General features: G+C 48.5%; 23 protein-coding genes. 13 read left to right on the top strand and 10 right to left on the bottom strand.

The window, feature by feature from the left end; genetic code table 11:
* Window positions 1-51 precede the first annotated feature (51 nt).
* Window positions 52-372, top strand: coding sequence for a hypothetical protein (locus tag QTP81_RS13875; RefSeq protein WP_289366707.1), 321 nt, complete (start codon window positions 52-54; stop codon window positions 370-372).
* Window positions 373-441: 69 nt separating this feature from the next.
* Complete coding sequence (locus QTP81_RS13870; protein ID WP_289366333.1) at window positions 442-1,818, top strand: AmpG family muropeptide MFS transporter; 1,377 nt, start codon at window positions 442-444, stop codon at window positions 1,816-1,818.
* Here QTP81_RS13870 and QTP81_RS13865 read toward each other — a convergent pair.
* The 7 genes from QTP81_RS13865 to rppH form a co-directional block, all read right to left on the bottom strand.
* Window positions 1,815-2,777 (bottom strand): GGDEF domain-containing protein, encoded by a 963-nt coding sequence (locus QTP81_RS13865; RefSeq protein ID WP_289366331.1) that lies wholly within the window; start codon window positions 2,775-2,777, stop codon window positions 1,815-1,817. The genes QTP81_RS13870 and QTP81_RS13865 overlap by 4 nt on opposite strands.
* A complete protein-coding gene (locus QTP81_RS13860; protein ID WP_289366330.1) occupies window positions 2,774-3,814 on the bottom strand; it encodes a response regulator in 1,041 nt (346 codons plus the stop codon). The genes QTP81_RS13865 and QTP81_RS13860 overlap by 4 nt, the downstream gene beginning before the upstream one ends.
* 33 nt (window positions 3,815-3,847) lie before the next feature.
* Window positions 3,848-4,681: a thymidylate synthase gene (locus QTP81_RS13855; RefSeq protein WP_289366328.1), complete on the bottom strand. Its 834-nt coding sequence runs from the start codon at window positions 4,679-4,681 to the stop codon at window positions 3,848-3,850.
* A gap of 7 nt (window positions 4,682-4,688) precedes the next feature.
* Window positions 4,689-5,504 carry a prolipoprotein diacylglyceryl transferase gene (gene lgt / locus QTP81_RS13850; protein WP_289366326.1) on the bottom strand — a complete coding sequence of 272 codons (816 nt, stop codon included), beginning with the start codon at window positions 5,502-5,504 and terminating at the stop codon, window positions 4,689-4,691.
* Complete coding sequence (locus QTP81_RS13845; RefSeq protein WP_289366324.1) at window positions 5,505-6,308, bottom strand: sulfite exporter TauE/SafE family protein; 804 nt, start codon at window positions 6,306-6,308, stop codon at window positions 5,505-5,507. It lies immediately after the preceding gene.
* Between the two features lie 24 nt (window positions 6,309-6,332).
* Window positions 6,333-8,627 (bottom strand): phosphoenolpyruvate--protein phosphotransferase, encoded by a 2,295-nt coding sequence (gene ptsP, locus QTP81_RS13840; RefSeq protein ID WP_289366322.1) that lies wholly within the window; start codon window positions 8,625-8,627, stop codon window positions 6,333-6,335.
* A 61-nt stretch (window positions 8,628-8,688) separates the two neighbouring features.
* Complete coding sequence (gene rppH / locus QTP81_RS13835; protein ID WP_289366320.1) at window positions 8,689-9,216, bottom strand: RNA pyrophosphohydrolase; 528 nt, start codon at window positions 9,214-9,216, stop codon at window positions 8,689-8,691.
* Window positions 9,217-9,323: 107 nt separating this feature from the next.
* On the opposite strand from rppH, the gene mutH reads away from it, so the two are divergent.
* The gene (gene mutH / locus QTP81_RS13830) at window positions 9,324-10,004 is read left to right on the top strand and encodes a DNA mismatch repair endonuclease MutH (protein WP_289366319.1); all 681 of its coding nucleotides are present in this window, start codon (window positions 9,324-9,326) and stop codon (window positions 10,002-10,004) included.
* Window positions 10,005-10,106: 102 nt separating this feature from the next.
* On the top strand, window positions 10,107-10,352 hold the full coding sequence (locus QTP81_RS13825; protein WP_289366318.1) for a YfhL family 4Fe-4S dicluster ferredoxin: 246 nt from the start codon (window positions 10,107-10,109) through the stop codon (window positions 10,350-10,352).
* Window positions 10,353-10,392: 40 nt separating this feature from the next.
* On the opposite strand, the gene QTP81_RS13820 is transcribed toward QTP81_RS13825, so the two are convergent.
* Together QTP81_RS13820 and QTP81_RS13815 are read right to left on the bottom strand one after the other, a co-directional pair.
* On the bottom strand, window positions 10,393-11,574 hold the full coding sequence (locus QTP81_RS13820) for a helix-turn-helix transcriptional regulator (protein ID WP_289366317.1): 1,182 nt from the start codon (window positions 11,572-11,574) through the stop codon (window positions 10,393-10,395).
* Window positions 11,575-11,578: 4 nt separating this feature from the next.
* Window positions 11,579-13,096 carry a CYTH domain-containing protein gene (locus QTP81_RS13815; RefSeq protein ID WP_289366316.1) on the bottom strand — a complete coding sequence of 506 codons (1,518 nt, stop codon included), beginning with the start codon at window positions 13,094-13,096 and terminating at the stop codon, window positions 11,579-11,581.
* Between the two features lie 126 nt (window positions 13,097-13,222).
* Here QTP81_RS13815 and QTP81_RS13810 point away from each other — a divergent pair, with 126 nt between their 5' ends.
* Window positions 13,223-13,816 carry a TIGR04211 family SH3 domain-containing protein gene (locus QTP81_RS13810; protein ID WP_289366315.1) on the top strand — a complete coding sequence of 198 codons (594 nt, stop codon included), beginning with the start codon at window positions 13,223-13,225 and terminating at the stop codon, window positions 13,814-13,816.
* On the opposite strand, the gene putA is transcribed toward QTP81_RS13810, so the two are convergent.
* On the bottom strand, window positions 13,817-17,614 hold the full coding sequence (gene putA / locus QTP81_RS13805) for a bifunctional proline dehydrogenase/L-glutamate gamma-semialdehyde dehydrogenase PutA (RefSeq protein ID WP_289366705.1): 3,798 nt from the start codon (window positions 17,612-17,614) through the stop codon (window positions 13,817-13,819).
* 294 nt (window positions 17,615-17,908) lie between these two features.
* On the opposite strand from putA, the gene QTP81_RS13800 reads away from it, so the two are divergent.
* Genes QTP81_RS13800 through QTP81_RS13765 form a run of 8 tightly spaced genes read left to right on the top strand, consistent with a single transcriptional unit; the run spans window position 17,909 to window position 24,543 of the window.
* Window positions 17,909-19,609 carry a TIGR03545 family protein gene (locus QTP81_RS13800; protein ID WP_289366314.1) on the top strand — a complete coding sequence of 567 codons (1,701 nt, stop codon included), beginning with the start codon at window positions 17,909-17,911 and terminating at the stop codon, window positions 19,607-19,609.
* Window positions 19,610-19,668: 59 nt separating this feature from the next.
* Window positions 19,669-19,956, top strand: coding sequence for a cell division protein FtsB (ftsB, locus tag QTP81_RS13795; RefSeq protein ID WP_289366313.1), 288 nt, complete (start codon window positions 19,669-19,671; stop codon window positions 19,954-19,956).
* Between the two features lie 2 nt (window positions 19,957-19,958).
* On the top strand, window positions 19,959-20,693 hold the full coding sequence (gene ispD / locus QTP81_RS13790; protein ID WP_289366312.1) for a 2-C-methyl-D-erythritol 4-phosphate cytidylyltransferase: 735 nt from the start codon (window positions 19,959-19,961) through the stop codon (window positions 20,691-20,693).
* 1 nt (window position 20,694) lies between these two features.
* Window positions 20,695-21,171 carry a 2-C-methyl-D-erythritol 2,4-cyclodiphosphate synthase gene (gene ispF, locus QTP81_RS13785; protein WP_289366311.1) on the top strand — a complete coding sequence of 159 codons (477 nt, stop codon included), beginning with the start codon at window positions 20,695-20,697 and terminating at the stop codon, window positions 21,169-21,171.
* The gene (gene truD / locus QTP81_RS13780) at window positions 21,168-22,226 is read left to right on the top strand and encodes a tRNA pseudouridine(13) synthase TruD (protein ID WP_289366310.1); all 1,059 of its coding nucleotides are present in this window, start codon (window positions 21,168-21,170) and stop codon (window positions 22,224-22,226) included. Before ispF ends, truD begins: the two co-directional genes overlap by 4 nt.
* Complete coding sequence (gene surE / locus QTP81_RS13775) at window positions 22,227-22,976, top strand: 5'/3'-nucleotidase SurE (RefSeq protein WP_289366309.1); 750 nt, start codon at window positions 22,227-22,229, stop codon at window positions 22,974-22,976.
* Between the two features lie 50 nt (window positions 22,977-23,026).
* Entirely contained in the window at window positions 23,027-23,665 is a 639-nt protein-coding gene (locus QTP81_RS13770; protein ID WP_289366308.1) for a protein-L-isoaspartate(D-aspartate) O-methyltransferase, read from the top strand.
* 50 nt (window positions 23,666-23,715) lie between these two features.
* Window positions 23,716-24,543, top strand: a complete 828-nt coding sequence (locus tag QTP81_RS13765; RefSeq protein ID WP_289366307.1) for a peptidoglycan DD-metalloendopeptidase family protein — start codon at window positions 23,716-23,718, stop codon at window positions 24,541-24,543.
* Window positions 24,544-24,591 lie beyond the last annotated feature (48 nt).

Below are 24,591 nucleotides of genomic sequence, written 5' to 3'. Positions count from 1 at the left end.
ACAAATCCCTACTATAATTTTAGTAACTGTCATTTACATAAGTGCTGTGTGGTGCAAGTACCGTCATTTATCGACCAAAAATCGCAACAGCTGGGGTTTTACCTCAGCGCGTTTTGGCGTGGTGATTTACCGCACTCCGAATTGCAATTGTTTTTCTGGGATACCCTCGAAGAATGGACCCAAGTGAATGATCACGCCGAACCCTACAGTCAAAAAGAGCGTGTGTTCTGGCATGTGCTGCATCAATTACACTATTGGCCTGAAGCTAAGCTGGCCAGTGACCCAATCCTGCACGACGAATTGAGCAACTGTTTACACTATCTCGATGGTCGTGGATTATGTCCATTCGATTGCATCGGTATCCGGCCGTAATTGAGTGCAGATATTTGCGCTAATCTCTGATACCTTATCCAAGTCTGTTGGTTGCACGAGAGTCTTGGCTTGGCCACTTCATCCACCTCATATTCACATGCCTTAAAAGCCTATTTTGACAAACGCATCGCGGTAATTTTTTGTTTCGGTATCGCCAGTGGTTTACCTTGGGTGATGATCGGCTCAGCCCTTTCTGCGTGGTTGAAAGACGGCGATATCTCGCGCAGTTCCATCGGCTTATTTGGCGTGTTGTTCGCAGCCTATTCAGTCAACTTTTTGTGGTCACCATTGCTCGACCGGATCAAACTACCGTTGCTGCATGACCACTTTGGTCAGAGGCGTAGCTGGATATTCCTGACCCAATGGGGGGTTATCGTTAGCTGTCTAAGCATGGCGTTTTTACAACTGGAACACAGTCTATGGTATATCGCACTCTCCGGCCTGCTGATCGCCATTGCCAGTGCCACTCAAGATATTGCCATTGACGCGTTCCGTATCGATATCATTGGCGATACAGAAAAAGAAAAACTCAGTGCCGGTGCAGCCGCCGCGACGGCTGGTTGGTGGACGGGGTATGGCGGCATGGGCGCAATTCCGTTTTTCTTAGCCGATTTGCCAGGCTGGCAGTGGCAGGACGTGTATTTTGTGCTGGCCGTTTTGATGTTAGTTCTTCACATCATTGTATGGTTAGTGAAAGAGCCAGAAACTGACCGAGAGCACCAGCAATCTATCGCCGAAGCCCGCTATAAAGCAGCGCTAGGCGAGCAGCAAGGGGCACTGTTTAAACAAGTTTTGGCGTGGCTAGCCGTAACCGTGGTAGAGCCCTTTAGAGACTTCTTTAGCCGCAATGGCGTGAAACTGGCACTGTCGATGTTATTGTTTATTGTACTGTTCAAAATTGGTGAAGCGTTCCTGGGACGAATGAGTATTGTGTTTTACAAGGAAATTGGCTTCTCTAACACCGAAATCGGCACCCTTTCGAAATTGTTAAACTGGTGGGTAACGATCATTTTCTCGGTAATCGGTGGGCTAGTGAATATGCGCTACGGAATCTACCGCGGCTTGATGATCGCCGGTATCGCCATGGCGGCGAGTAACTTAATGTTCTCGGTGATCGCCGAAGTCGGTCCAAGTAAGCCTTTGTTTATCGCCACCATTATCATTGATGGTTTTACGGCGGCTTGGAGTACGGTGGCATTAGTGGCCTTTATTTCATTGCTGTGCAACAAAACCTTTTCAGCCGCCCAATACGCATTGATGGCCTCTTTGGGCGCGATGGGGCGAACGATGTTGTCAGCGAGTAGTGGCTTTATCGTTGATGGTTTGGACGGCAACTGGCAGCTGTTCTTCGTAATAACAGCGCTGATGGTGATCCCCAGTTTGTTGTTCTTATATACCTTGCGACACAAGATCAATGCGCTGGAAGCTCAGCGTCATACTATCTAATCGGTTTGGATAACCGCCTGATTACGGCCATTCTCTTTCGCCTGGTAAAGCGCTTGGTCGGCATGTTCTAACCACGCCAAAGCCGTTTGATGACGCTCGTGGTATTGCGCAGCACCGACACTAATGGTGAAGTCAATTTTGTGATCTTCGTGCTTTACCTGTTTCTTTTCTGCCGCTTTGCGCAAGCGCTCAGCTACGTAACCAACACTCGCAGCGTCAGTATCAGGGAGTAAAATTGCAAATTCCTCACCGCCATAGCGACCAGCCGAATCCGTTTCACGGATAGTATCGCGGATGACATCAGCTAAGGCTTGGATAACTTTGTCACCCGCTTGGTGCCCATAGGTATCGTTGACCTTTTTGAAGTGATCAATATCGAGCATCAACACTGTGCAGGTTTCATCGTAACGCTTGGCGCGTTTAAACTCGCGCTCAAAGGTTTCCTGCCAATAGCGGCGATTAAACAAGCGTGTCAGACCATCAATACGACTCATCTCCTCAAGCTCACCATTCAGGCGTTCAATATTTATTTGCCCGAGCGCTTGGTCGGTCACGTCGTAAACCATAATGCAGATTTTCTCGATTTTATCGCCTAGCGTCGCCAGCGGAAAAATCGTGACGTTCTGATACATAAAATCAGAGCTCGATGTGATCGGACGATTGGTCGTGAATTTGAATAGGTATGGGCGCTGTTCCCATATCAAAAATGCCGGTGTGCGCAGATCGAAAACGGGCTGCGCTTTGCGTAATAACCAGGTTTTATCGACTTCAGGAAACACGTCAAACAACGATTTACCCACTACACTACTGGGTAACTTGCCGCTGTGGTTTTCCATAAACTGGTTCCACATTTCAACGGTGAAATCACGGTTGATAACGACAATGCCGACTTCAATGGAACCCAGTAGATCGTACTGCCAATGCATTTCGGCTAGTGCTTTTTGGCTGCTATCACTCATGCATGACGTCCTTCTGTTGCGTTAACTAAGCGCGTATACACTTGTTCCATGGCATGTCCGGGGATCAATAACAGTAAGTCGAATTGAATATCGTGTTTCTTAATCGAATAGCCAATTTCAATCGCCATTACCTTATTCCAGCGTGAAATCGTCGATTGCAGCAGATTATCAAGATTGCGATGACGGCCAAGGATAATCGGGTGATTGTGACTCAGCTTGACGTTGAGTTGTTCTGATAAGGCATTCAAGCACGCACCGATCAAAATATTCGATACATCCATCAATGCCTCAAGCTCTAGTGCTTCGGTCACTTCGGATTCATCGTATTTGAGTAGCTCAACAATATTGGCAAAATTACTATCGTTAAAAATGACCAAGGCTTCGCCAGCAATACCCGCGCTAATAAAGCCTTTTGATACCGCTGAAACAGAGGTGTTGCTATGGATCTCTGCGATCGCCATATGCAGCTCGGTCGTTTCTAGCTCATTGACATTCGGGATCGGCAAATCAATAAATTCATCGAACAAACTGGCTAAGCTCTCACCCGCACGGCCCATCGCCACATTGACTAATTCGCGGTACGCATCAATCCGGTCTTCTTTTTTAGGCGCTACAATTTGAGCGGCATCGATGGGGGCTTGACCACTTTTCCCGGTAGCCTCTGGCGCCCCAGTGTAGAGGCCATACTGACGCAAAATAGTGGTTAGCTTTTCATTGTCGATAGGCTTGCGAATAAAATCGAGTGCGCCCATTGCCACCATGCGATTGCGCGCTTCGGCCTGGACGTCGCCAGACACGACGATAACGAGTGACGGCAAGTCGTGATCGCGAATGTACTGCATGGTTTGGTAACCATCCATAACCGGCATGTTCAAGTCGAGAAACAGTACATCGCCTTTGCCGTCCTTAATCTGTTCAATAGCGTCCTTGCCGTGCTCGGCGAAGCTGATATTGACATCCCAGGCATCGGGTATTGAGCGAGCCATTTGGCGCCGCGCAAAGCCTGAGTCGTCGCAAATCAAAACATTCGTTGTCATTCGTACCTGTCTCTGTTCAACGTTCGTTTGTTATTAAATAGCCACCGGAGCCTTAATATGCGGGTGCGCTTGGTAGTTGCACAATTCAAAGTCCTCATATTTAAAGCCGAATATATCCTTAACGGCAGGATTTATCTTCATTGTAGGCAATGGATACGGTTCTCGGGATAATTGTAGGTCAGTTTGTTCCAAGTGATTAACATACAGGTGAGCATCGCCTAGTGTGTGGACAAAATCGCCCAACTCGAGGTCACACACTTGCGCCACCATCATGGTCAGTAAGGCATAACTGGCAATATTAAATGGTACGCCTAAGAACACATCACCACTGCGCTGGTAGAGTTGGCAAGACAACTTACCCTCTAATACATAAAACTGGAATAATGTATGGCATGGCGGTAGTGCCTGCTTACCCATTGCTGCATTTTCTTTCGGTGAGTACTGCGTATCGGGCAGCACTGCGGGGTTCCAACCACTGACAATTAAACGACGTGAATCAGGATTCGTTTTGATTTGCTCGACCACTTCAGCAATCTGGTCAATCACTTCGCCATTGAGTCCGGGCCAACTGCGCCATTGTTTACCGTAAACAGGACCGAGTTCACCTTCATCAGTAGCCCACTCGTCCCAGATCGAAACACCATTTTCAGTAAGATACGCAATATTGGTTTCGCCCTGTAGAAACCACAATAACTCATGAATAATACTGCGCATATGGCACTTCTTCGTCGTGACTAACGGAAAACCGTTCGCCAAATTGAAGCGCATCTGATAGCCAAACACACTTAAAGTACCGGTGCCGGTGCGATCGTCTTTCCGCACACCATTGTCGCGAATATGACGCATTAATTCATGATATTGCTGCATTGACTTGCTATGCCTTTTTCACTGCATTGGGGGTATCGATTAGGCCTCTTTTATAACCACTGAAAATCAGCCAAAGGCCTAATAAAATCATCGGCACACATAATAGCTGACCTTGTGACAATCCAAAAGAATAAAGCCCTAAATGATCATCCGGTTCACGGAAAAATTCAACGATGAAACGGAAAGCGCCATAGCCGAGTAAGAACATCCCGCCAATAACACCGCGTGGCTTGGGCTTAGCTGACATAAACCACAGAATTAAAAACAACAGCACACCTTCTAATGCGAATTCGTATAATTGCGAAGCGTGGCGCGCAACTTCTTGACCGGGGAATATCACAGCCCATGCAACGTCGGTTTCACGCCCCCACAATTCAGCATTGATAAAATTGCCCAAACGCCCGGCCCCTAAACCAATGGGTACTAACGGCGCAACAAAGTCTCCAAGGGTGAGGAAGTGCATCTGTATTTTCCGCGCGTACAACCAAATGGCAGTAATTACCCCCAGCAAACCGCCATGGAACGACATACCGCCGGTCCAGATCTTAAATAGATACAAGGGATCGGACAAAAAGTAATCAAACTGATAAAACAGCACATAACCGATCCTGCCACCAATGATAACGCCGAGGAATCCCCAGAACAGAAAGTCGCTAAGCTGGTCCTTATTCCAACCAACGCGATCTAAACGGCGCTTAGCTAAAAAGAAAGCGGCAACAAAGCCAACTAAATACATTAATCCATACCAGCGTACTGCTACTGGCCCTAATTCGAAAATCACTGGGTCAATCTGCGGAAATACCCAATACTGCTGTTCTTGCACTTATAATCCCCAAAGCATGCGAATACTGACTATCACTAAAAACACAGCAAATATTTTTTTCAATAGTTGCGTGTTCATTTGTTGACCTAATTTAGCACCCATTGGTGCGGTAAAAACGGATGTTGCCGCGATACTGAGTGTTGCGGGCCAGTATATGTAACCCAGGTAGCCCTGTGACAGCTGACCATAATCCCAACCTGAAACGACAAAACTGCTGCTGCCAAAAACAGCGATGACGATACCGCTGAAGGCCGCACACCCAATTGCTTGACGTATGTTAACACGATACCAAATCAGCGCAGGTACTAATAATGCACCTCCACCAATTCCCATTAATGCCGAAAGCGTACCGGTAGTAATGCCAATTGTTGCGAGCTTGGGCTTGGTCGCACTGTTGTCAGACTCAACCCGACGGCCAAACAACATGTACAAGGCGATAGCAATTACTAAGCAGGCAAAAATTAGTTTTAATGCAGTACCGGGAATCGCACTGGCAATCTGAGCGCCAACAATCGCTCCAAGTCCTATGCCAAAGCCACACCAAACAATAATATGTCGTTGTAAATTACCCAAGCGGTAATGCGCTCGAGCTGAGGATATCCCCGTAAAAATAATGGTCGACAGTGAGGTGGCGATTGCAATTACAATGGTCTCCTGTGGTGCGATCTGGAGTAATTCAGCCAGTAAGTATGTCAATACCGGCACTATGATTAATCCGCCACCAATCCCCAGTAGCCCGGCCATGACGCCGACGACTCCGCCGAGCAACAAACAGCTAATGACTAAAATGAACAATACGTCCACGGCTTACCTCAGCTGGGACATTAATTACAGCCCCGCCCGCGTTAGACCACCGAGATCTTTGCTGTTGAGATAATCATTCACCAAACACACAACCTCACTAGGGTGTTGACAAGCCAGCGCATCGGGCAGCAAAAAATTCAACTCAGCAATGTTTGCATGCCGAATGACCCAATTGATCTTACGAATATTGTGCGCGTTCATACTGAGTTTACGATACCCCATCGCCATTAACAGAATAGCACCGCCAGGCTCGCCAGCTAGCTCACCGCACACCGTCACTGGGGTATTGGCCAAATGACACTGCTGGGCAATACTCGATAGCGCATTTAATACTGCCGGGTGGTAGCTGCTATACAAGTCAGCCACACGGGCATTGTTGCGATCCACCGCCAATAAATATTGAGTCAAATCATTGGTACCCACCGAGAAAAAATCGACTTTCTTGGCTAAATGCGCGATTTGATAGATCACCGCAGGTACTTCAAGCATTACGCCGACACGCGGTCGTTGAATGCCCTGTGGCAGGCTCTTTAATTCTTCACTGACTTCATGATACGCCTGATTAATCAAACGGTTAGCGTCGTCAACTTCGCTTACTGAGGTGATCATTGGCAGCAGAATATGCAGATTGTGCAAGCCTGCACTGGCGCGCAACATCGCCCGTACTTGGACCAAAAATATTTCCGGATGATCCAAGGTTAATCGGACACCGCGCCATCCCAAAAAAGGATTTTCTTCATTAATTGGAAAGTAAGGTAAGGGTTTATCGCCCCCAACATCCAACGTACGTAGCGTAATTTCCTGCTGCGGTGCACTTTGCAAGATTTGCAAGTAGAGCTCGTATTGCTCTGATTCAGACGGAAAGCGCTCGCGCAACATAAATGGAATTTCGGTGCGGTACAGACCAATGCCTGCCCCCTGCATTTGCTGAAGCTCAAGTTCAGCTGACAAGCCGGCGTTGACCAACAGCGTAATCGGCTGGTCATCAGTAGTCACACAGGGTTTGTTCGCATGCGATTCAATCCGCTCAGCCAACTCTGACTCTTCAGCGATGAGTTGTTCGAATTCAGCTTTAATGGCGCGTTGCGGATTGATGATCACCTCGCCCGAATATCCATCGAGTAAGATTGACTTGCCGTCAAGTAGTTCTGGCGAAACTTTATCCAAGCCCATTACCGCAGGAACGCCCATGGCGCGCGCCAAAATCGCCGCGTGACTGTTATTTGAACCACGGATAGAAATAATGCCCGCCAAATATTGACGCGGGAATTCCGCCAGCATCGGTGCAGTGACTTCCTCAGCTAACAGAATAGAAGCTTCTGTAACGGTGCGTGCACTGTGCTTATTTGTCCCATCTTTGACGCTGACGATGTTGCGCAATATCCGGTTAGACAAATCGATGATGTCAATAGCCCGTTCTTGCATATATGGGTCTTCCATATTAGCAAAGCGCGCGGCGTAGGCTTCCACGACCAGTTTGAGCGCAGAGCCTGCATCCCATTCTTGTTGCTTTATTTTGGCCTCAACCTCGCGTCCCAAACTATTGGCATCTAACAGTTGGTGATACAACTGAAAAATTGAGCGAACATCCTCAGGGATACTGCCTTCAAGGCTAGTAGATAAATTGTCGACTTCCGCGCGTGTGCGCTCTACTGCTTGGCGATATTGCTCGATTGCCACACTGATTTGATCGGTGCGACGCACCTGCCAGCTGGCCAAATCAATCTTAATATTCGGTTGGTGTCCAATCCCCATCGCCAAGCCTGGCGAGCCTGCCACGCCACGCAGGTTCTTTTGACTAATCGCTTTATTTTGATGATTTTGCGCTCGCAACGAACCGCGAATTTCAGCATTGGTGATCTCTAGCGCGATTTGCGCGGCGAGTGTCACTAAAAACGCTTCTTCGTCTTGGCTGAAACGGCGTTTCTCCTCCTGCTGCAAAGTGATAACGCCAAGAACTTTACGCTGGTGAATTATCGGTGTGCCAAGAAAGGCATTAAATGTTTCTTCGTGTACTTCGTCGTAGTGTTTAAACCGCGGATGGTGGTGTGCGTCATCAATATTGAGTGGCTCTTCACGCTGCCCGACCAGTCCAATCAAACCTTCGTTAAAACCAATTTTGACTACACCAATAGCGCTCTTGGCCAAACCTTCCGTCGCTACAAGGGTTAACTGTTGTGTACCGTAATCGGCCAAATACATGGAACAAGCATCAACCGACATGGTTTCTTTAACGCGTTTAACCAAGTGCCCGATGGCGTCATCGAGTACAGGGATTTGGTTAACTTCCTGAACTATGCGTTTGAGCGTTGTAAGCATAAGGTCCCGTGTTGGATGCGCAGTCGCGCTCAAACAAGCGCGAACCACACCGAAGTTTAGATCAGTTGCGACGTTGTCGGCGGCGGCGTTGTTGGTTGAAATTCTGCTTGTTATTTACAGGCATTGCCACGTGCGCAAACTCCTTCATCACCCGACGGTAAACATCGCGTTTAAAAGACACAACATTGCGAACCGGATACCAATAACTCACCCAGCGCCAGTCATCAAACTCTGGATGACCTGTTTTCAATACATCAACGTCACCTTCGTCACAGCGCAGCTGCAACAAAAACCACTTTTGTTTTTGGCCAATACAAACCGGATTAGAACCTTGTCTAATCAGTCGTTTCGGAAGCTTGTAGCGAACCCAGTTACGCGTTGAAGCCAGAATTTCAACATCTTGTTGTTTTAACCCAACTTCTTCGTACAGTTCGCGAAACATAGCTTGTTCAGGTGTTTCGCCGTCGTCTATTCCGCCTTGCGGAAATTGCCAAGAATGCTGCCCGTATCGTCTAGCCCAAAAAACTTGGCCATTGCGATTGCAAATAACGATACCAACATTCGCACGGAATCCGTCTGCATCTATCACGGATACTCCAAAGTGCGTGTGTAAATTATCAATGAAATCATTCTTCCATAAACGAGACTAATTGCATAGCATTAGCGGCAATTAGTTATTCTGGTCAATGTAGTTTTATGCAACCTGCGAGTACACCACCGCAATCTATTGAAGAATTATGGCAACGGGCTAATCAGCTGGCAGGCCTGTCACTTGGCGACCTAGCCGCGCTGGCAGGAATTGAAATGCCCAGCGATTTTCGTCGTCAAAAAGGCTTTAGCGGTCAATTGCTAGAATTATGGCTGGGTGCCAGCGCTGGCTCAAAGCCCGAACAGGATTTTCCTGAATTAGGGGTAGAACTAAAAACCCTGCCACTCAGTGCGACAGGTACCCCCAGTGAAACAACCTATGTATGTTACGCGCCGTTACTGGGTCAGGAACGCATCGACTGGGAAGCGAGTAACGTGCGCAATAAGCTGCACTGTGTACTGTGGATCCCCATTGATGGCGAGCGTGAAATTCCCCCTGCACAGCGTCAGATAGGCACACCTATACTGTGGCAACCCAGTGATGAACAATTGGCACAACTTCGCGCTGATTGGGAAGAACTGATGGAGCGCATTAGTTTGGGCGAAATCGAACAAATAACTGCGCGCCACGGTCAATACCTGCAGCTACGTCCCAAAGCCGCTGATGGCAGCAAGGTCACTGACGCGATTGGCGCAGATGGACGTTTAATTAAAACGCGACCGCGTGGTTTTTATTTGCGCAAAAGCTTTACCCAGCAGATCCTCGACAATCACTTCGGCAGCGCTTAACACTGTGCTCTTGTGTGCGTTAATTGATACATATCAAAACCCCAGTAGCGCTATGCAACTACTCTTATGGCATTAATGATTGATTTACCGTGGAGATTAGCAATGGCTCTGTTAATTACAGAAGATTGTATCAACTGCGATTTGTGTCCCGTCGAATGCCCCAATGAAGCGATAGAAATGGGTGAGGAAATTTACACTATTGATGCTGACCGTTGCACCGAATGTGTGGGTCATTACGATGCGCCAAGTTGCGTTAAAGTGTGTCCAGTGGATTGTATCGAATCAGATCCGGCACATGCCGAAACGCTCGATCAACTCGCCGAGAAATACACTCGATTGCACAGCTAGTGCCAATTAATCTCTTTGAATACTAACAGGCGCGTTCCCGTTATTCTTTTGCGGCGGTATCTGGTGCTCTAATGTTAGGTGTTGGGTCGGTAAATGGGTTGTCCAAGGGACCATCAAGTGGGTCGTCAAACTCACTGCTGTTTTTTACTCCCATAACTTCAATATACTTAACAAACATATCGCTTAAGAACTTCTCCGAGTGGAACCCCAGGCGGCGAGCCACTGAAGACACCTTAGTATCACTGCGCATCAGTACTTTTTTGGCATACTCAAGACGGTAGTGATAAACAAATGCCCTGAAATTGCGATTCAGCAAGCGATGTGAAGCCACGGCTAAATTAGTCGGATCGACCTCGGCAGCATCTGCCAATTGCTTGATCCGCAAACCGATGACTTTATAAGCCTTGCGGTCAATCATGGTTTTCTCGGCGCGAGCTAATACTTCACGTAAAATTCGCTCATCCCCTTGTCGACTGTCCAGACGCTCTAAATCAAATGGCATTGGCGAATAACGACGCTTTTCCAGGAGTAAAATGAGCACCAGTAGGAACACTGCCGCATAACTAAAGTGAATGGTAGTTTGCCAGTAGCCAAATTGGATAAAGTCAAACGCGACGATAGTCGTCAGGATAATAGCCGCAAATCCTATTCCTACCAGCGTCGCGGTGAGGCCGACTATCGCCGGGACTTGATAATAACTGACATCGACGACTTGCTCGGATAATGTGCGCTGGTAGACCTGCATGACTTCGACCAACTTAACCCCCATTGCAAGAATAAATAAGCCGGATAACCAATAAGCCAAATAGATTGGCAAGTTTGCTAACGGTTGGCCATTGGGCTGTTGGGTCAGTAACAGTAATTTATCACTATTTGATAAAATCAGTATTGGGATCTGGCAGACAACAATAATCCCGACGCCAGCCCACATGGCGCTGCGCCAACGCAGTGGTTTAGCCATTAAGCGCGGATAGACCATCAGCACAATGCCGACCATCAGTAATACTGGGACAAAATAGAAGGCGCCAACGAGAGGTGTAAGCCAAGGGATATTACCGGTTAACCGAAGCAAGTCCTCAAACAGCATAAACGGCCAGCACCAAGCAAAAATGTATAACAACTTACCATGCGGCAGACGCTCAAATCGCACCCATGCAAATACCATTAATGCGGCCCAAAGGCCGAATAGTATAAAGGTGATAAATTCCAGCAATTCTGCCATGTGTTTACCAATAAGCTTCCAGTTGTATAGCAACCCCGCGGGTACGCTCGATTACGTGCAATAGACTCTTAAGTTTATCGGCGGTCCAGCTCTTAAGTTCAGTGTCTTCATCAAATTCCGCATCAGTGAGTAACTTTTTCAGTGTTATTAGCGCTTTTAATTCCTCTACACCGATCAGAATATCTAGCCAAGGTGCTCGGAATTCCCCACGTTGATCGCTAAACAACTCGGCCAGTAAAAAGCCATGAGTTAAGGCCTGGCGCAAGATGTTTTCAGTGGCAATGTAATGGGTTTGAGTCAGCGGCTCTGGTTGCGCAAGACTCTGCATGGCATTTTGCCAACCTTGTGACAACCAGCCTTTGGCGTGTTCTAAAACGGGCTTTTCAGCGCCGTGAGCTTCAGCTCGCCAAGGCTTGAAATAAATAATTTCACTGGTCAAGATTTTGATTTCATTGGCTTCGCTATCGAAAAACAGCGCCTCTGGTGAGCGCCCTTGCAACAACCCCATTTTACGGCCCTGCAAATAGCTCATCAGGGAGTCGTGCTCATTTAAATAGTGGCTAAAAGGTCCCCGTTTAGCGCGAAGAAAACGGATATTGTGCAATTCTGTTAACCATAACCATTTGCGCGAATAGCTGATTAACCGTTTATGTAAGTTCAGCAATGGTCCACACTGCAACACAGGTAAATACAACGACACGCTTTGCATGAGCAAATACAAGCCTTCATTAACTTGATCAAGATACTTCAGGCCATTAGTCGCCATATACACCTGCTCGTGATGCTGCCAGTGACTTACTGCACAGGCGACGGCGGCACAAAATGCATCTTCCGTCGTGCAGTGGGCCTGCAGTGGTAAGTATTCAGGCAGCGGCTTACGCGTCCAACGCGCTTCACCCATCAAGGTGTATCCCATCGCAGCTTTAGTGGTATCGCTCAAACGCAGCGATAAGTGTTGGTTCAGAATGCGTGCTAACTGGAACACGCGTTTGACATCGCCGTGCTTTAACTCAATTTCCACTTCGTCTATGGGCATTGAATCGTTGTCGGTAATGACTTCACCTTTATCAAATACTACTTCTAACACGTCATCGCCGATAGTGAGCTGATATTGGTCACGCTGAAAATTTGTCGCAAAGCGCTCAACTAGTCGACTATTCAGTGCATCACTGCGTTCATTATCAGGCCAAGACACAGTGTCAAAAAGGGTCAAGTCGGGTTGTGCGCCTTCTATCGGTACATTGTATTCGCCGCGCTGATGCAAACCGCCAACCGTGAGCCCTTGAGTCTTTAAGGTTTGCTCAAACTCGCCATTACAGCCGCGCACGCGAAAGCCGAACTTGTGCTTGGAAAAGAAAAAATCTTCTGTATCAAAGTACTGGTTAGTCAGTTGTTTGCGCTGATAATCGACATCAATATTGCCCTCTTCTCCGAGCAGGTTTGCGATTTTAGGCAACAACTCCTTAAATGCACTATGCCCTTCGCCATTGATGACAAACTTCATTTCCAGTTCGTTATTCACAACTGTCCTTTTCTACAAAATAGTCTCGCGCATAACCATACTCTGGCCCCTTGCACTTGGCAATCGCTTCGCCATCGAATACCATCAGAGACATTGAAGGAAAATGCGTACAACGCCAGAGATTTTATGCAATCTAAGTTTTTAGCCACAGCAGTAGTTACTGTCCTACTGATGCTTGGTGGTGGGCAGCTACAGGCACAAACTGAAGGTGCTCATGTCAGCGATAATTTGACTGTTTTTATTCACACGGGGCCCAGTCGAAACTACCGTATTATCGGCTCGATTCAAGCCGGCACAGCCATTGAAATAACTGACCGCCAAGGTGAGCCAGAGTTTGTTCAGATGACCGACCCGGAAGGTCGCGAGGGATGGATTGAAGCGCAGTATATCTCAACCACCGGCACGCTTCGAGAACAGGTACCCGCGTTGCAACAACAGGTTACAGAGCTCACTCAACAGCTGAGCGCGTTACAAGAGAGTCACCAGCGCCTGCGCAATGATAACACCACATTGACCCAACAAAATCAGCGCTTGGCCACAGAGCTTGAAGAAAGCGTGCTGTTGGCCTCTGATTTACAGCAACGCGTAGACGAAGCCGATCAATCGGCGATGATGGAATGGTTTACCCGCGGCGGTATTGTCGCCGCGGTATCTATCTTGCTGGGTATTCTAATTACCTACTTACCCAAAAAACGTCGTCGCAACGACCAGTGGATGTAATTAATCATCATCCACTAGTGTCATCAATGACGTATTTCCGCCTGAGGCAGTGGTATCAATACTGATGGTCTTTTCAGTCATCAGGCGGATGATCAAGTTATCCATATATTCAGACGTGATCACCGGTAGTATCGGTCCTTCGCGTTTCGCCAATTGCGCACAGAAGAACTCATTGTGCGCATTATTACTATCGACCACAACGGCATTCAGTGATGGATGCCCCAACAGTTGAGTCAAATGTTGGGTACGCGCGATTTGCAACACATTGGCCGGCACGCCCGCTTCAATCAAGTAACCGCGAATGGCTTCAATTTCTGCATAAAACGCATCTGAAACTACCGCCACCATAGTATTACCTGTTGCCAACGCTGTGACCAAAGACAATACCCAGTACTCGAAGGTCACACTGGTATCGCCATAACCTAAGATAACCCCGCGCGGCTCTAAACGCAGCTCATTGTACTCACCCGTTGGTCCGGGCAGCTGCGTGTTTTTCTTCAGCATCCGTTCAATTTGCGTCAACTGACGGCGCGCACTAGCTAACGTAGTGTCCAAGTCATCCAGATAGCGATTACTGACATCATCAGCCGCCAACTGGGCTAACATTTGACGCAACAATGACAAGCGATCATTTAGTGACATATTGCGCCAAGTTTCATCGGCCTTGGCGGCGTTACTCATCCACTCTTCAACTGCAGTGTAATGATCATCTTCTGAGCCGAAATCGATTTTGCCACTGTCTGAGGCATACCAGATTTCTGCCGGCGTTTGACGTTCAAGCATTAAGCGCGGTAAATAGTTGGGACCACCTGCCTTCGGCCCCGTGCCCGATAGCCCGCGACCACCAAAAGGCTGCACGCCGACGATAGCGCCGATCATATTGCGATTGATATACACGTTGCCAACTTTTGCGCGATTGGCGATATCGTTGGCGCGCTCTTCAATGCGTGAATGAATCCCCATCGTCAAGCCGTAGCCCAAGCTATTGATTTGTTCGAGCACATTGTCGAGTTGATTCGCCTTGTAACGCACCACGTGCACACATGGACCAAAGACTTCTTTTTCGAGCACATGTAAACCGTCAATTTGGTACAAGGTCGGCGGGAAGAAGTAGCCCTGTTCAACTTGCTCAGGCGTCAGTTCTGATTGGTACAGCAAAGTCGCTGCACCTTGCATTTTTTCAGTGTGCGCAGTTAGGTTGGCCAGTGCCTTCTTATCGATAACCGGACCGACATCAGTGGCCAAATCACTCGGGTCACCAATGTGCAATTCTTGCAATGCGCCTTTGAGCATGGCTATCACATCATCAGCGATTTCGTCTTGCACGAACATTACGCGCAGTGCTGAGCAGCGTTGACCGGCGCTTTGGAAGCCACTGTGCACAACATCATCAACGACTTGTTCTGGCAGCGCAGTAGAATCAACAATCATGCAGTTCTGACCACCCGTTTCTGCGATCAACGGCACCTGTGCACCCGAGCGTTTAGCCAACGTACGGGCAATCAATGTCGCCGTTTGCGTAGATCCGGTAAACATTACTGCATTGATGCGTTCATCAGGCAGTAAGGTTTCACCCACTGGGGCACCGGTCGCAATCACTAACTGCAATGCATCTTCAGGCAAGCCCACGGTGTACATGATTTCCACTGCACGTTTAGCAATTATTGCGGTTTGCTCTGCTGGTTTCGCAATCACGGTATTGCCCGTAGCAAGCGCTGCAACCACTTGCCCTAAGAAAATCGCCAATGGGAAATTCCATGGACTGATGGCCAATACCACACCACGCGACAACAAGCGTTCGTCTTTACATACCGACTGAATTTCTACCGCATAATAGCGACAGAAATCGACGGCTTCGCGGATTTCATCAATCGCGTCTTGGGTTACCTTGCCTGCTTCAGCAATACACAATGCAACCAGTTCATCACGGTGACGCTCCAACGCATCGCCAATTAAATTGAGTATTTCAGCGCGCTTTTCTACCGGCTCTAGATGCCATTGGCCAAAACCTTGCGCCACTTTATCGAGCTTGGCTTGCATCTGCTCGGGTGTGTCGTAGGTGTGATAACCCACGATATGGCTTAAATTAGCCGGGTTGCGCACCGCCACAGCACCTTCTGGCACTGCGTTTTCTGCTAGTGTATATTGCTGAGTAAAGCGCTCTACCCCGCGCTTTAGCGGGATCATTTGATTGAAATCGCTAATATCAATACCACGCGAGTTAACACGACTCGGTGCGTACAGTTCATCAGGCATCAATATCGACGGGTTAACTCGCTCATCAAGGCGTTGAGTGCGCTCAACAGGATCTTCAAGCAAGGCTTCGACCGGCTTGCTTTCATCGATAATCGCGTTTACAAAAGACGAGTTGGCACCGTTTTCTAATAAGCGGCGCACCAAGTAAGCAAGTAGGTCTTCATGGTCGCCCACAGGTGCATAGATACGGCATTGGATATTTTCCTCTTTAACGACACTGTCATAAAGGGTATCGCCCATGCCGTGCAAACACTGGAACTCGAATCCTGAGTGGTCGCCACCGGCGAGTTCAATGATTACCGACGCAGTATAGGCATTGTGTGTGGCAAATTGCGGGTAGATTGTATCGCGATAGGCCAACAGGCGGTTCGCACAGGCGTGATAGGACACGTCAGTGGATGATTTACGCGTAAACACCGGGTAATCTTCGACGCCATTTTGCTGGCTTAGCTTAATTTCACTGTCCCAGTAGGCACCTTTGACCAAACGCACCATCATTTTACGCCCAGTCGTTAACGTAAGGTCGCGCAACCACTCAATCACGTGGATCGCACGCTTTTGATAGGCTTGAACTGCTAAACCAAAGCCCGTCCAGTCACCGAGCTGATCGTTGCGGAATACCGTTTCAATGATGTCCAAAGAAATATCTAACCGCTCAGACTCTTCGGCATCAACGGTTAGGCCAATATTGTACTGTTTGGCCAATAAACAAAGCTGGAGCAAGCGCGGTGGAATTTCCGCCATTACGCGATCGCGGTGGGTCAGTTCATAGCGTGGATGAATAGCTGACAACTTAACCGATATACCAGGGCTCAAACGCGGACCGCGTTCGGCTGCCACCTTACCGATTGCATGAATAGCCTGCTCGTATGCCGCGTAGTAGCGATCCGCATCGGCGCTAGTGCGCGCACCCTCACCGAGCATGTCGTAAGAATACGCATAGCCTTGCTTTTCTTTTTCAACGGCGCGTTTTAATGCCGCCTCAATGGTTTCACCCATCACAAACTGGCGACCCATCACCTTCATAGCAATATTCATCGCGCGACGGATCACTGGCTCACCCATGCGGCCCATCGTCTTCTTCAATAAGTTGAATTGGTCACTTTTAGATTTATCCGCATAGTTGACCATATTGCCAGTTAACAATAAGCCCCAGCTCGATGCGTTGACGAACATAGAATCGCTGTTACCCAAGTGCGGCGCCCACTGTCCCTTGGAAAGCTTATCGCGGATTAATGAATCTTGAGTTTTCTTGTCTGGTACACGCAGTAATGCTTCAGCCAAACACATCAGCACAACGCCTTCACTGCTAGACAGCGAGTATTCGTTCAACAGCGCATCCACTCCGCCGTGACCTTCTTGCTCCTTGCGGATCCGCAACACGAGCTTACGCGCTCGCTCCCATGCCCGGCTACGTGCCCGCATGTTGATTTCCGCCTCAGGCAAGATAAAGTCGATGGCCTTATCTTCGTCAATACGATGGTAATCTCGAATTGCCTGACGTAGTGGCGTGGTTGCACAAAGTTGGTCTGAAAACAGCATATGCGCCTCATGTTGGTTGCCAAAAGGAACGGTCGAAAACCGCACAATCGTAAAAGGCGCCACGATACCGCCGATGAGGTTAGAAAAAAAGGGAAAAAATGCAACTGTAGAGGGTTTACTGTCAACTTCTGATTACTCTAAGAGAAATCTTGCATTAGCACCGATTCTATAAGTAATTACCTGACTTTTCCTGAGAGCCTATTGAATTGCGCTGCGCAAATTTAATGGTGTAGTTGGATAACTTTCGCTAGGCTTAAACATATAAAGTAATGCATTCCATTGTTAGGGACAGTTATGAAGACGTTGCGTAATTCCATTTTGATTATTTTGCTGGTTTTGATCGTCGGCTATTTTCTATTTGCCAACAGCATTATCAAATCATTTGCCGAGCGAGAAATGACCAAGGCGCACGGGGCTGAGGTTAATATTGGCTTTGTTGAGCACCGCTTGTTTCCCGCCAGTATTACGCTAGGCGAAGTTCAAGTCACTGACCCTGCCGCACCCAATCAAAACAAGGTACAGTTTGAACAAGCCTTCGCAGAAGTGGAGTTAATGCCATTACTCAGCTCCAAACTCATTGCAGAAGAGCTTATTGTCGATGGTATCGCATTTGGCCAGCCGCGAACTTCTCCTGGCGTAGTTCTACGCCAACCTGACCCCAATAGTGGTTTTGGCTTTCCTAGTGCTGAAGACCTTCCCAGTGTCGATGAACTGTTGGCAAATTCACCACTTAAAACGACAAAGGCCGTTGAAGAAGCCCAAGCGGTCTACGCTGAGCATGGCGAAACACTAAAGCAACAGTACGAAGCACTGCCAAGTAAAGAGCAAATTGAACAATACAAGGCTGAAATTGAAGCGCTGAAGAACACTGACTACAGCAATCCACAAGAGCTTCTTACCGCAAAAGAAAAGTTCGACGAGTTAAAGGCCAAAATCCTGGCAGATAAACAGAAGATTGATGCATTTCGTGCATCAGCCAGCGCAGCTAAGGCTGATTTTCAAAATGCGGCGACCTTGCTCAAGAACGCACCGGCTGAAGATTACGCGCTATTACAAGGATTGATCGCCGGTGATCAAGCAGCGTTGTCGCATGTCACGCAAAGTTTATTTGGCGAAAAAGCCGCGCAATACACGCAATATCTCACGCTGGCTTTACAAACTATTGCACCGATGCTCAGTGGCGATGCCAGCGAAGAACCGCAAGTGGTTGTAAACCTCGACGGATTACCCAATGTTTGGATTAAGAAAGCGCGAGCTTCAGTTGTGTTTGAAGGCGAGTCGGTGTTGAGTGAGTGGCATAATATTACCGATCAGCACAGCTTAATAGACGCTGCGACTACATTTACCATTGACGCCGCCAAAGGCTCTTTGTGGGAGTTGTTTTCAACCTCAGGGCAGTTCATCTTGGACGAGCAAGGGATCGATGCTGCGCAACAGTGGAATATTCAAGGCGTTAACCTCGATGACTTACCCATATCTGACAGTGAGCGTATTACTGCCCAAATCGTCAAGGCGCTACTAACCACTACAGGTAATCTAACGATTACGGATAACCAGCTCAGCGGCACAGGTGACATCAACTTGGCGCAGTTGGCCTTGACGGCCTCAGGTAACGACGATTTCACTTCAGCAATAGCGGACGCGATCGACGATATTTCGAGCCTTGCGATGCAGGTGGGCTTTAACGGCGATATTCAAAACCCTGGCTTTTCTTTGCGCTCTGATCTTGACCGGCAGCTTATTGGAGCCATTACCACCAGCTTAACTGGCGACCAACAAGGTAAATTGGCAGAGCTGCGCAATAAACTCAACGCCAAAGCCGCTGATCAACTGGGTGAAACCAACATGGCATTGGCACAAACGGTGGACTGGCAAGCGCTCGCTACCGGCGATGCCAGCACACTCGAAGAGCTGTTACAAGCCGAGCTGAATAACGTGATAGACGACCAAAAGAACAAGCTATTTGATCGCTTAAAGAACCGAATCGGTGGCTAACCTTTGAATACGCGTATTTTCGCGGCATAATAACGATAACTCCGTGAGAGAATGTATTGATGTCGCGCAATAAATTGGTCCCTGCTATTTTGCTTATTCTGCTCGGTACCCTGCAGTACCGCTTGTGGTTTGGCAAGCACAGTATTCCCGACTTGTGGGCGATGCAGGAAAAGATCGATCAACAGGTCCAGCAAAATGCCAACCTAGAGCAGCGTAACGATCTGCTCAAAGCTGACATCAATGATTTAAAAATAGGCCTTGAAGCAATTGAAGAGCGCGCTCGAAACGAGCTGGGTTTGATCAAACAAGGCGAGACGTTTTACCGAATATTACCTGCCGAACAATAACCATGAATGAGCTTTTGCCCGTTGTAATTCCCGCTGCCGGAGTGGGCAAGCGTATGCAAGCAGACCGCCCTAAACAGTATCTGTCACTAGGAGGCAAAACACTGCTCGAGCAGACCTTGGCGCAAATTGCCAAGCACCCTTCGATTGGTGAAATCATTCTGGTGATCAGTCCTGAAGACGAGTACTTTGGCTCACTAAAAACGCTTGATGCTTCTCGGGTAACGCGTGTTGACGGCGGGACCGAGCGAGTAAATAGCGTTCTATGTGGTTTGCAGGCACTTACCAACAAAGGTTATCAAGCAGACCAATGGGTGCTGGTCCACGACGCGGCTCGTCCCTGCATAACCACTGCAGATATCGAGTCACTCCTCGCCATACGTGAACAGGCGTATGCCGGCGGAATATTGGCTTTCCCGGTGCGCGATACAATGAAGCAAGCGCGTCACAACAGTGGCCCGAGCATTGATACCACAGTGCCGCGGGAGTTGTTATGGCATGCCTTAACACCGCAAATGTTTCGCCTTGGTGAACTCACCCAGGCAATAGAACAAGGCCTGGCTGATGGTCACCCCATCACTGATGAAGCGTCCGCTATGGAGCATATGGGTCACAACGTGAAGTTGGTCAACGGCAGTCCAACTAATATTAAAGTAACAACGCCATCGGATTTAGACTTGGCCGCGTTTTACTTAACGGCAATGCAGGCCGTTTCTGACAAAGCACACAACGAGGATTAATATGCGCATAGGTCATGGTTTTGATGTACATAAATTTGGCGGTGAAGGGCCTATTGTGCTCGGTGGAGTTACCATCGACTTTGACCAAGGTTTATTAGCGCACTCCGATGGTGATGTTGTGCTGCATGCACTGTGCGATGCACTGCTAGGTGCAGCGGCGATGGGCGATATCGGTCGTCATTTCCCCGATACCGACAGCACCTATAAAAATGCCGATAGCCGCAATCTTTTGCGCCACGTTGTGAGCTTATTACAACAGCGCGGCTACTCGCTGGTTAATGCTGACATTACCATTGTGGCCCAAGCGCCCAAAATGGCACCGCATATAGACGCCATGCGCAACCACATTGCGCAAGACCTCAAAACCTCAATGAATTGCATTAATGTCAAAGCGACTACGACCGAAAAGCTCGGTTATACCGGGCGCAAAGAAGGCATTGCTTGTCACGCAGTAGTGCTTATTGAGCAACGCAAGTGACTCGCTTAATCACTTCACAATGGCAGTATCTGCACGGCAGTCCACTCGGACGAGGACGGTTCAAGCAGCACGCCAGCGACTTTATCGTTACTGAGCACCTCGGCTATACACCGACTGGCGAAGGTGAGCACATCTATGTGTGGCTGGAAAAACAAGAACTCAATACCGCTTTCGTCGCGGAACAACTGGCAAAGTTCTGCAATGTGCCATTGCGAGCAGTCACTTACGCTGGGCGCAAAGACAAGTTTGCCTTAACTCAGCAGTGGTTTGGCGTGCATTTACCGGGCAAAACTGACCCCGACTGGCAGCAATTTTCGCTCGACGGAGCGCGCATCATGTATACCGTGCGACATAACAAAAAACTGCGCACCGGTAACCTCAAAGGCAATCAATTTACCATCCGTCTGCGCGCTGTCAGCGACTCTGATGACATCGCTAGACGGTTAGAGCAAGTCGCGGAGCAAGGTGCCCCCAACTATTACGCCGAGCAGCGCTTTGGTGTGCGACGCGACGCTGAGGGACGATTGAACGTTGGCGGCAACCTGATGTTGGCCGAGCGCATGCTGCAAGGCGAAGCCATTCGCAATCGCAATAAACGCTCGATGGCTATTTCAGCACTACGCAGTTGGCTGTTCAATCAAATGGTCAGTGAGCGCATAGCCGCAGGTTACTTCAATACAGTTTTACACGGCGATGCGCTACAGCTCAGTGGCTCCAACAGCTTTTTTATCGCCAGCGATGATGATTTGGAACTCGCCAAGCGTCTAGCGAGCGGTGATGTGTCGATCACTGCGCCGCTGGTAGGTCGTGATATTTTGCCAACTACCGATGCCGCGTTAGCGTTTGAAGCCGCTTGCTTAAATGACTATCAAGACATTGTGACGTGTTTAGCTGAATTGGGCTTAAAGCAGGAACGCCGAGCGGTTATGGTAAAACCTGCACACTTGCAATATGAGTTTAGTGATGGCGACTGCCGCTTGCAGTTTGAATTACCCGCAGGCTGTTATGCCACGGCTGTTTTACGCGAAGTACTCCACATTGACGAGGGTGAGTAAATGAGAATTTTACTGAGTAATGACGATGGGGTTTATGCCGAGGGCATACAGGTCATGTATGAACACTTGATAACGCGTCATGACGTAACGGTGATTGCGCCGGATCGCAATTGCAGTGGCGCAAGTAACGCCCTATCGCTGCATTCGCCGCTGCGGATCCAAAAAATGAGTAATGGTTTTTACGCCGTCAATGGTACACCTTCAGACTGTGTGCATTTGGGTGTGAACAGTTTTCTCGAAGAAGATCCTGAGCTGGTGATCTCAGGCATTAATCACGGCCCCAACTTAGGCGACGATGTGGTTTACTCCGGCACAGTAGCTGCAGCAACCGAAGGTCGTTACATGGGGTTACCGGCAATAGCCGTATCCTTAACCAGTAAAACCGGTGAACATTTTGCAACAGCGGCTAAAGTTGTGCTCGATATTGTTGAACAATTGCGCGTGCACCCACTACCTGCAAATCAAATTTTAAACGTCAATGTACCCAATGTTGCGTGGGAAAATCTCGCGGGAATCCAGGTTACCCGGCAAGGTCGCCGCCACCGCGCTGAAACCATGGTCAAAGACCAAGACCCTTTTGGACGCGATATATATTGGTATGGGCCAGTCGGTGATGAACAAGACGCCGGCCAAGGCACTGATTTTTATGCGATTGCGCAAGGCTATTGTTCAATCACACCGTTAAGCGTTGATATGACAGCCTATCAAAGCTTAGATGATATGAAAGAGTGGTTGAACAAAACGCGCTGAAGCCGGACAATAGCTAAACAAGAATTACAACAAACACAAAAAGATTTACCATGAGATCGACTACGCGCAAAGGTGACGCATTGGCCCAACTATTGGTTCAAGAAGGGATCACCAACAACCGTGTGTTAAATGCCATAGCAGGAACACCACGCGAATACTTTCTACCGGAGGCGCTAAAGCACAAAGCCTACCAGAATACCGCCTTACCCATTGGGCAGGGACAAACCATTTCCCAACCCTACATTGTTGCGCGTATGACAGAGTTGTTATTAGCGGCACCCAACAGTGCCAATAGCGTGTTGGAAATCGGTACCGGTTCAGGTTATCAAACGGCTATTTTAGCCCAATTATTTGCGCAAGTTTTTTCAGTAGAACGCATCAAATCGCTACAGTTCCAAGCAAAACGCCGCATGAACCATCTCAATTTACACAATATCTCAATGAAGCATGGTGACGGCTGGAAAGGTTGGGCGAGCAAGGGCCCTTTTGATGCCATTATTGTGACGGCTGCGGCCAGTACATTGCCCGAAGATCTCACCGCACAACTCAACGAAGGTGGACGCTTGATCATCCCAGTAGGTAATGACGCGCAAACCCTATTGTGTATCGACCGCAAAGATGGTGAACTGATCACCGAAGAAGTCGAATCGGTGCGCTTTGTGCCCTTGGTCGCAGGTGCAATTGCATAGTTGAGTCATATAATGTTAGCGCCTAACCAATGGCAGTGAAGAGGTAACGCATGGACAAAGTGATACAGCGCTGGATTTCGCTATGTGTCATAAGTACTTGCATTATTGCCTGTAGTAGTTCACCCACCGGCCCGGCACCGGTGGTGAGTTTAGATATGACTATCGCCGAAGAACCTGACCGCTTCGGACAGGATACTTACAAGGTTCAAGCCGGTGACACACTATTTGCCATCGCTTGGTACAGCGGCAACGATTATCGCGATATCGCTCGCTTCAATAATCTTTCCGCTCCTTACACGATCCACCCAGGCGAGGTGTTACGCCTAACCGCACCAACTGCACCACCAGTAGTCAAAACAGCCCCTGCCCCCAGACCTAAACCGCCACCTGGTCGTACCAGTACAGTTTCTGACCAAACACCTGTTGACCCGCCCGCGGACCAGGCGTATGGTGAAAGTGAAAAAAATGTTAACCGGCAGGAAGTTAGACGCCAATTTCCGACTAGCGTAGAACGCTGGGTGTGGCCTGCAGAAGGCGAAATTATTGGTCGGTTCAGTAGTGCTGAATCGGGTAATAAAGGTGTAGATATTCAAAATGCCAGTGGCACGCCAATCGTTGCCGCTGCGTCGGGAAAAGTGGTGTATACCGGTGAAGCATTGCGTGGTTATGGTCGCTTAGTGATCATCAAGCACACAGATACTTTTTTAAGTGCATATGCACACAACGACCGCATTCTAGTCGAAGAGCAACAATGGGTAGATGCGGGCGAACAAATAGGCACCATGGGAAGCACAGGTACCAATTCGGTCAAGCTTCATTTTGAGGTTCGCTATCGAGGTAAGTCACTTGACCCGATGCGCTATCTTCCCCGCCAATAATAACAATAAATAATAATTCTAAGAGACAGAGGAGCTAAACCGGATCTA

The organism is Neoalteromonas arenosi (assembly GCF_030362855.1).
GTDB classification, from domain to species: Bacteria; Pseudomonadota; Gammaproteobacteria; order Enterobacterales; family Alteromonadaceae; genus Alteromonas_E; species Alteromonas_E arenosi.
Note: the sequence above shows the minus strand (reverse complement) of the source record. Positions and strands in the feature narration are given on the sequence as shown.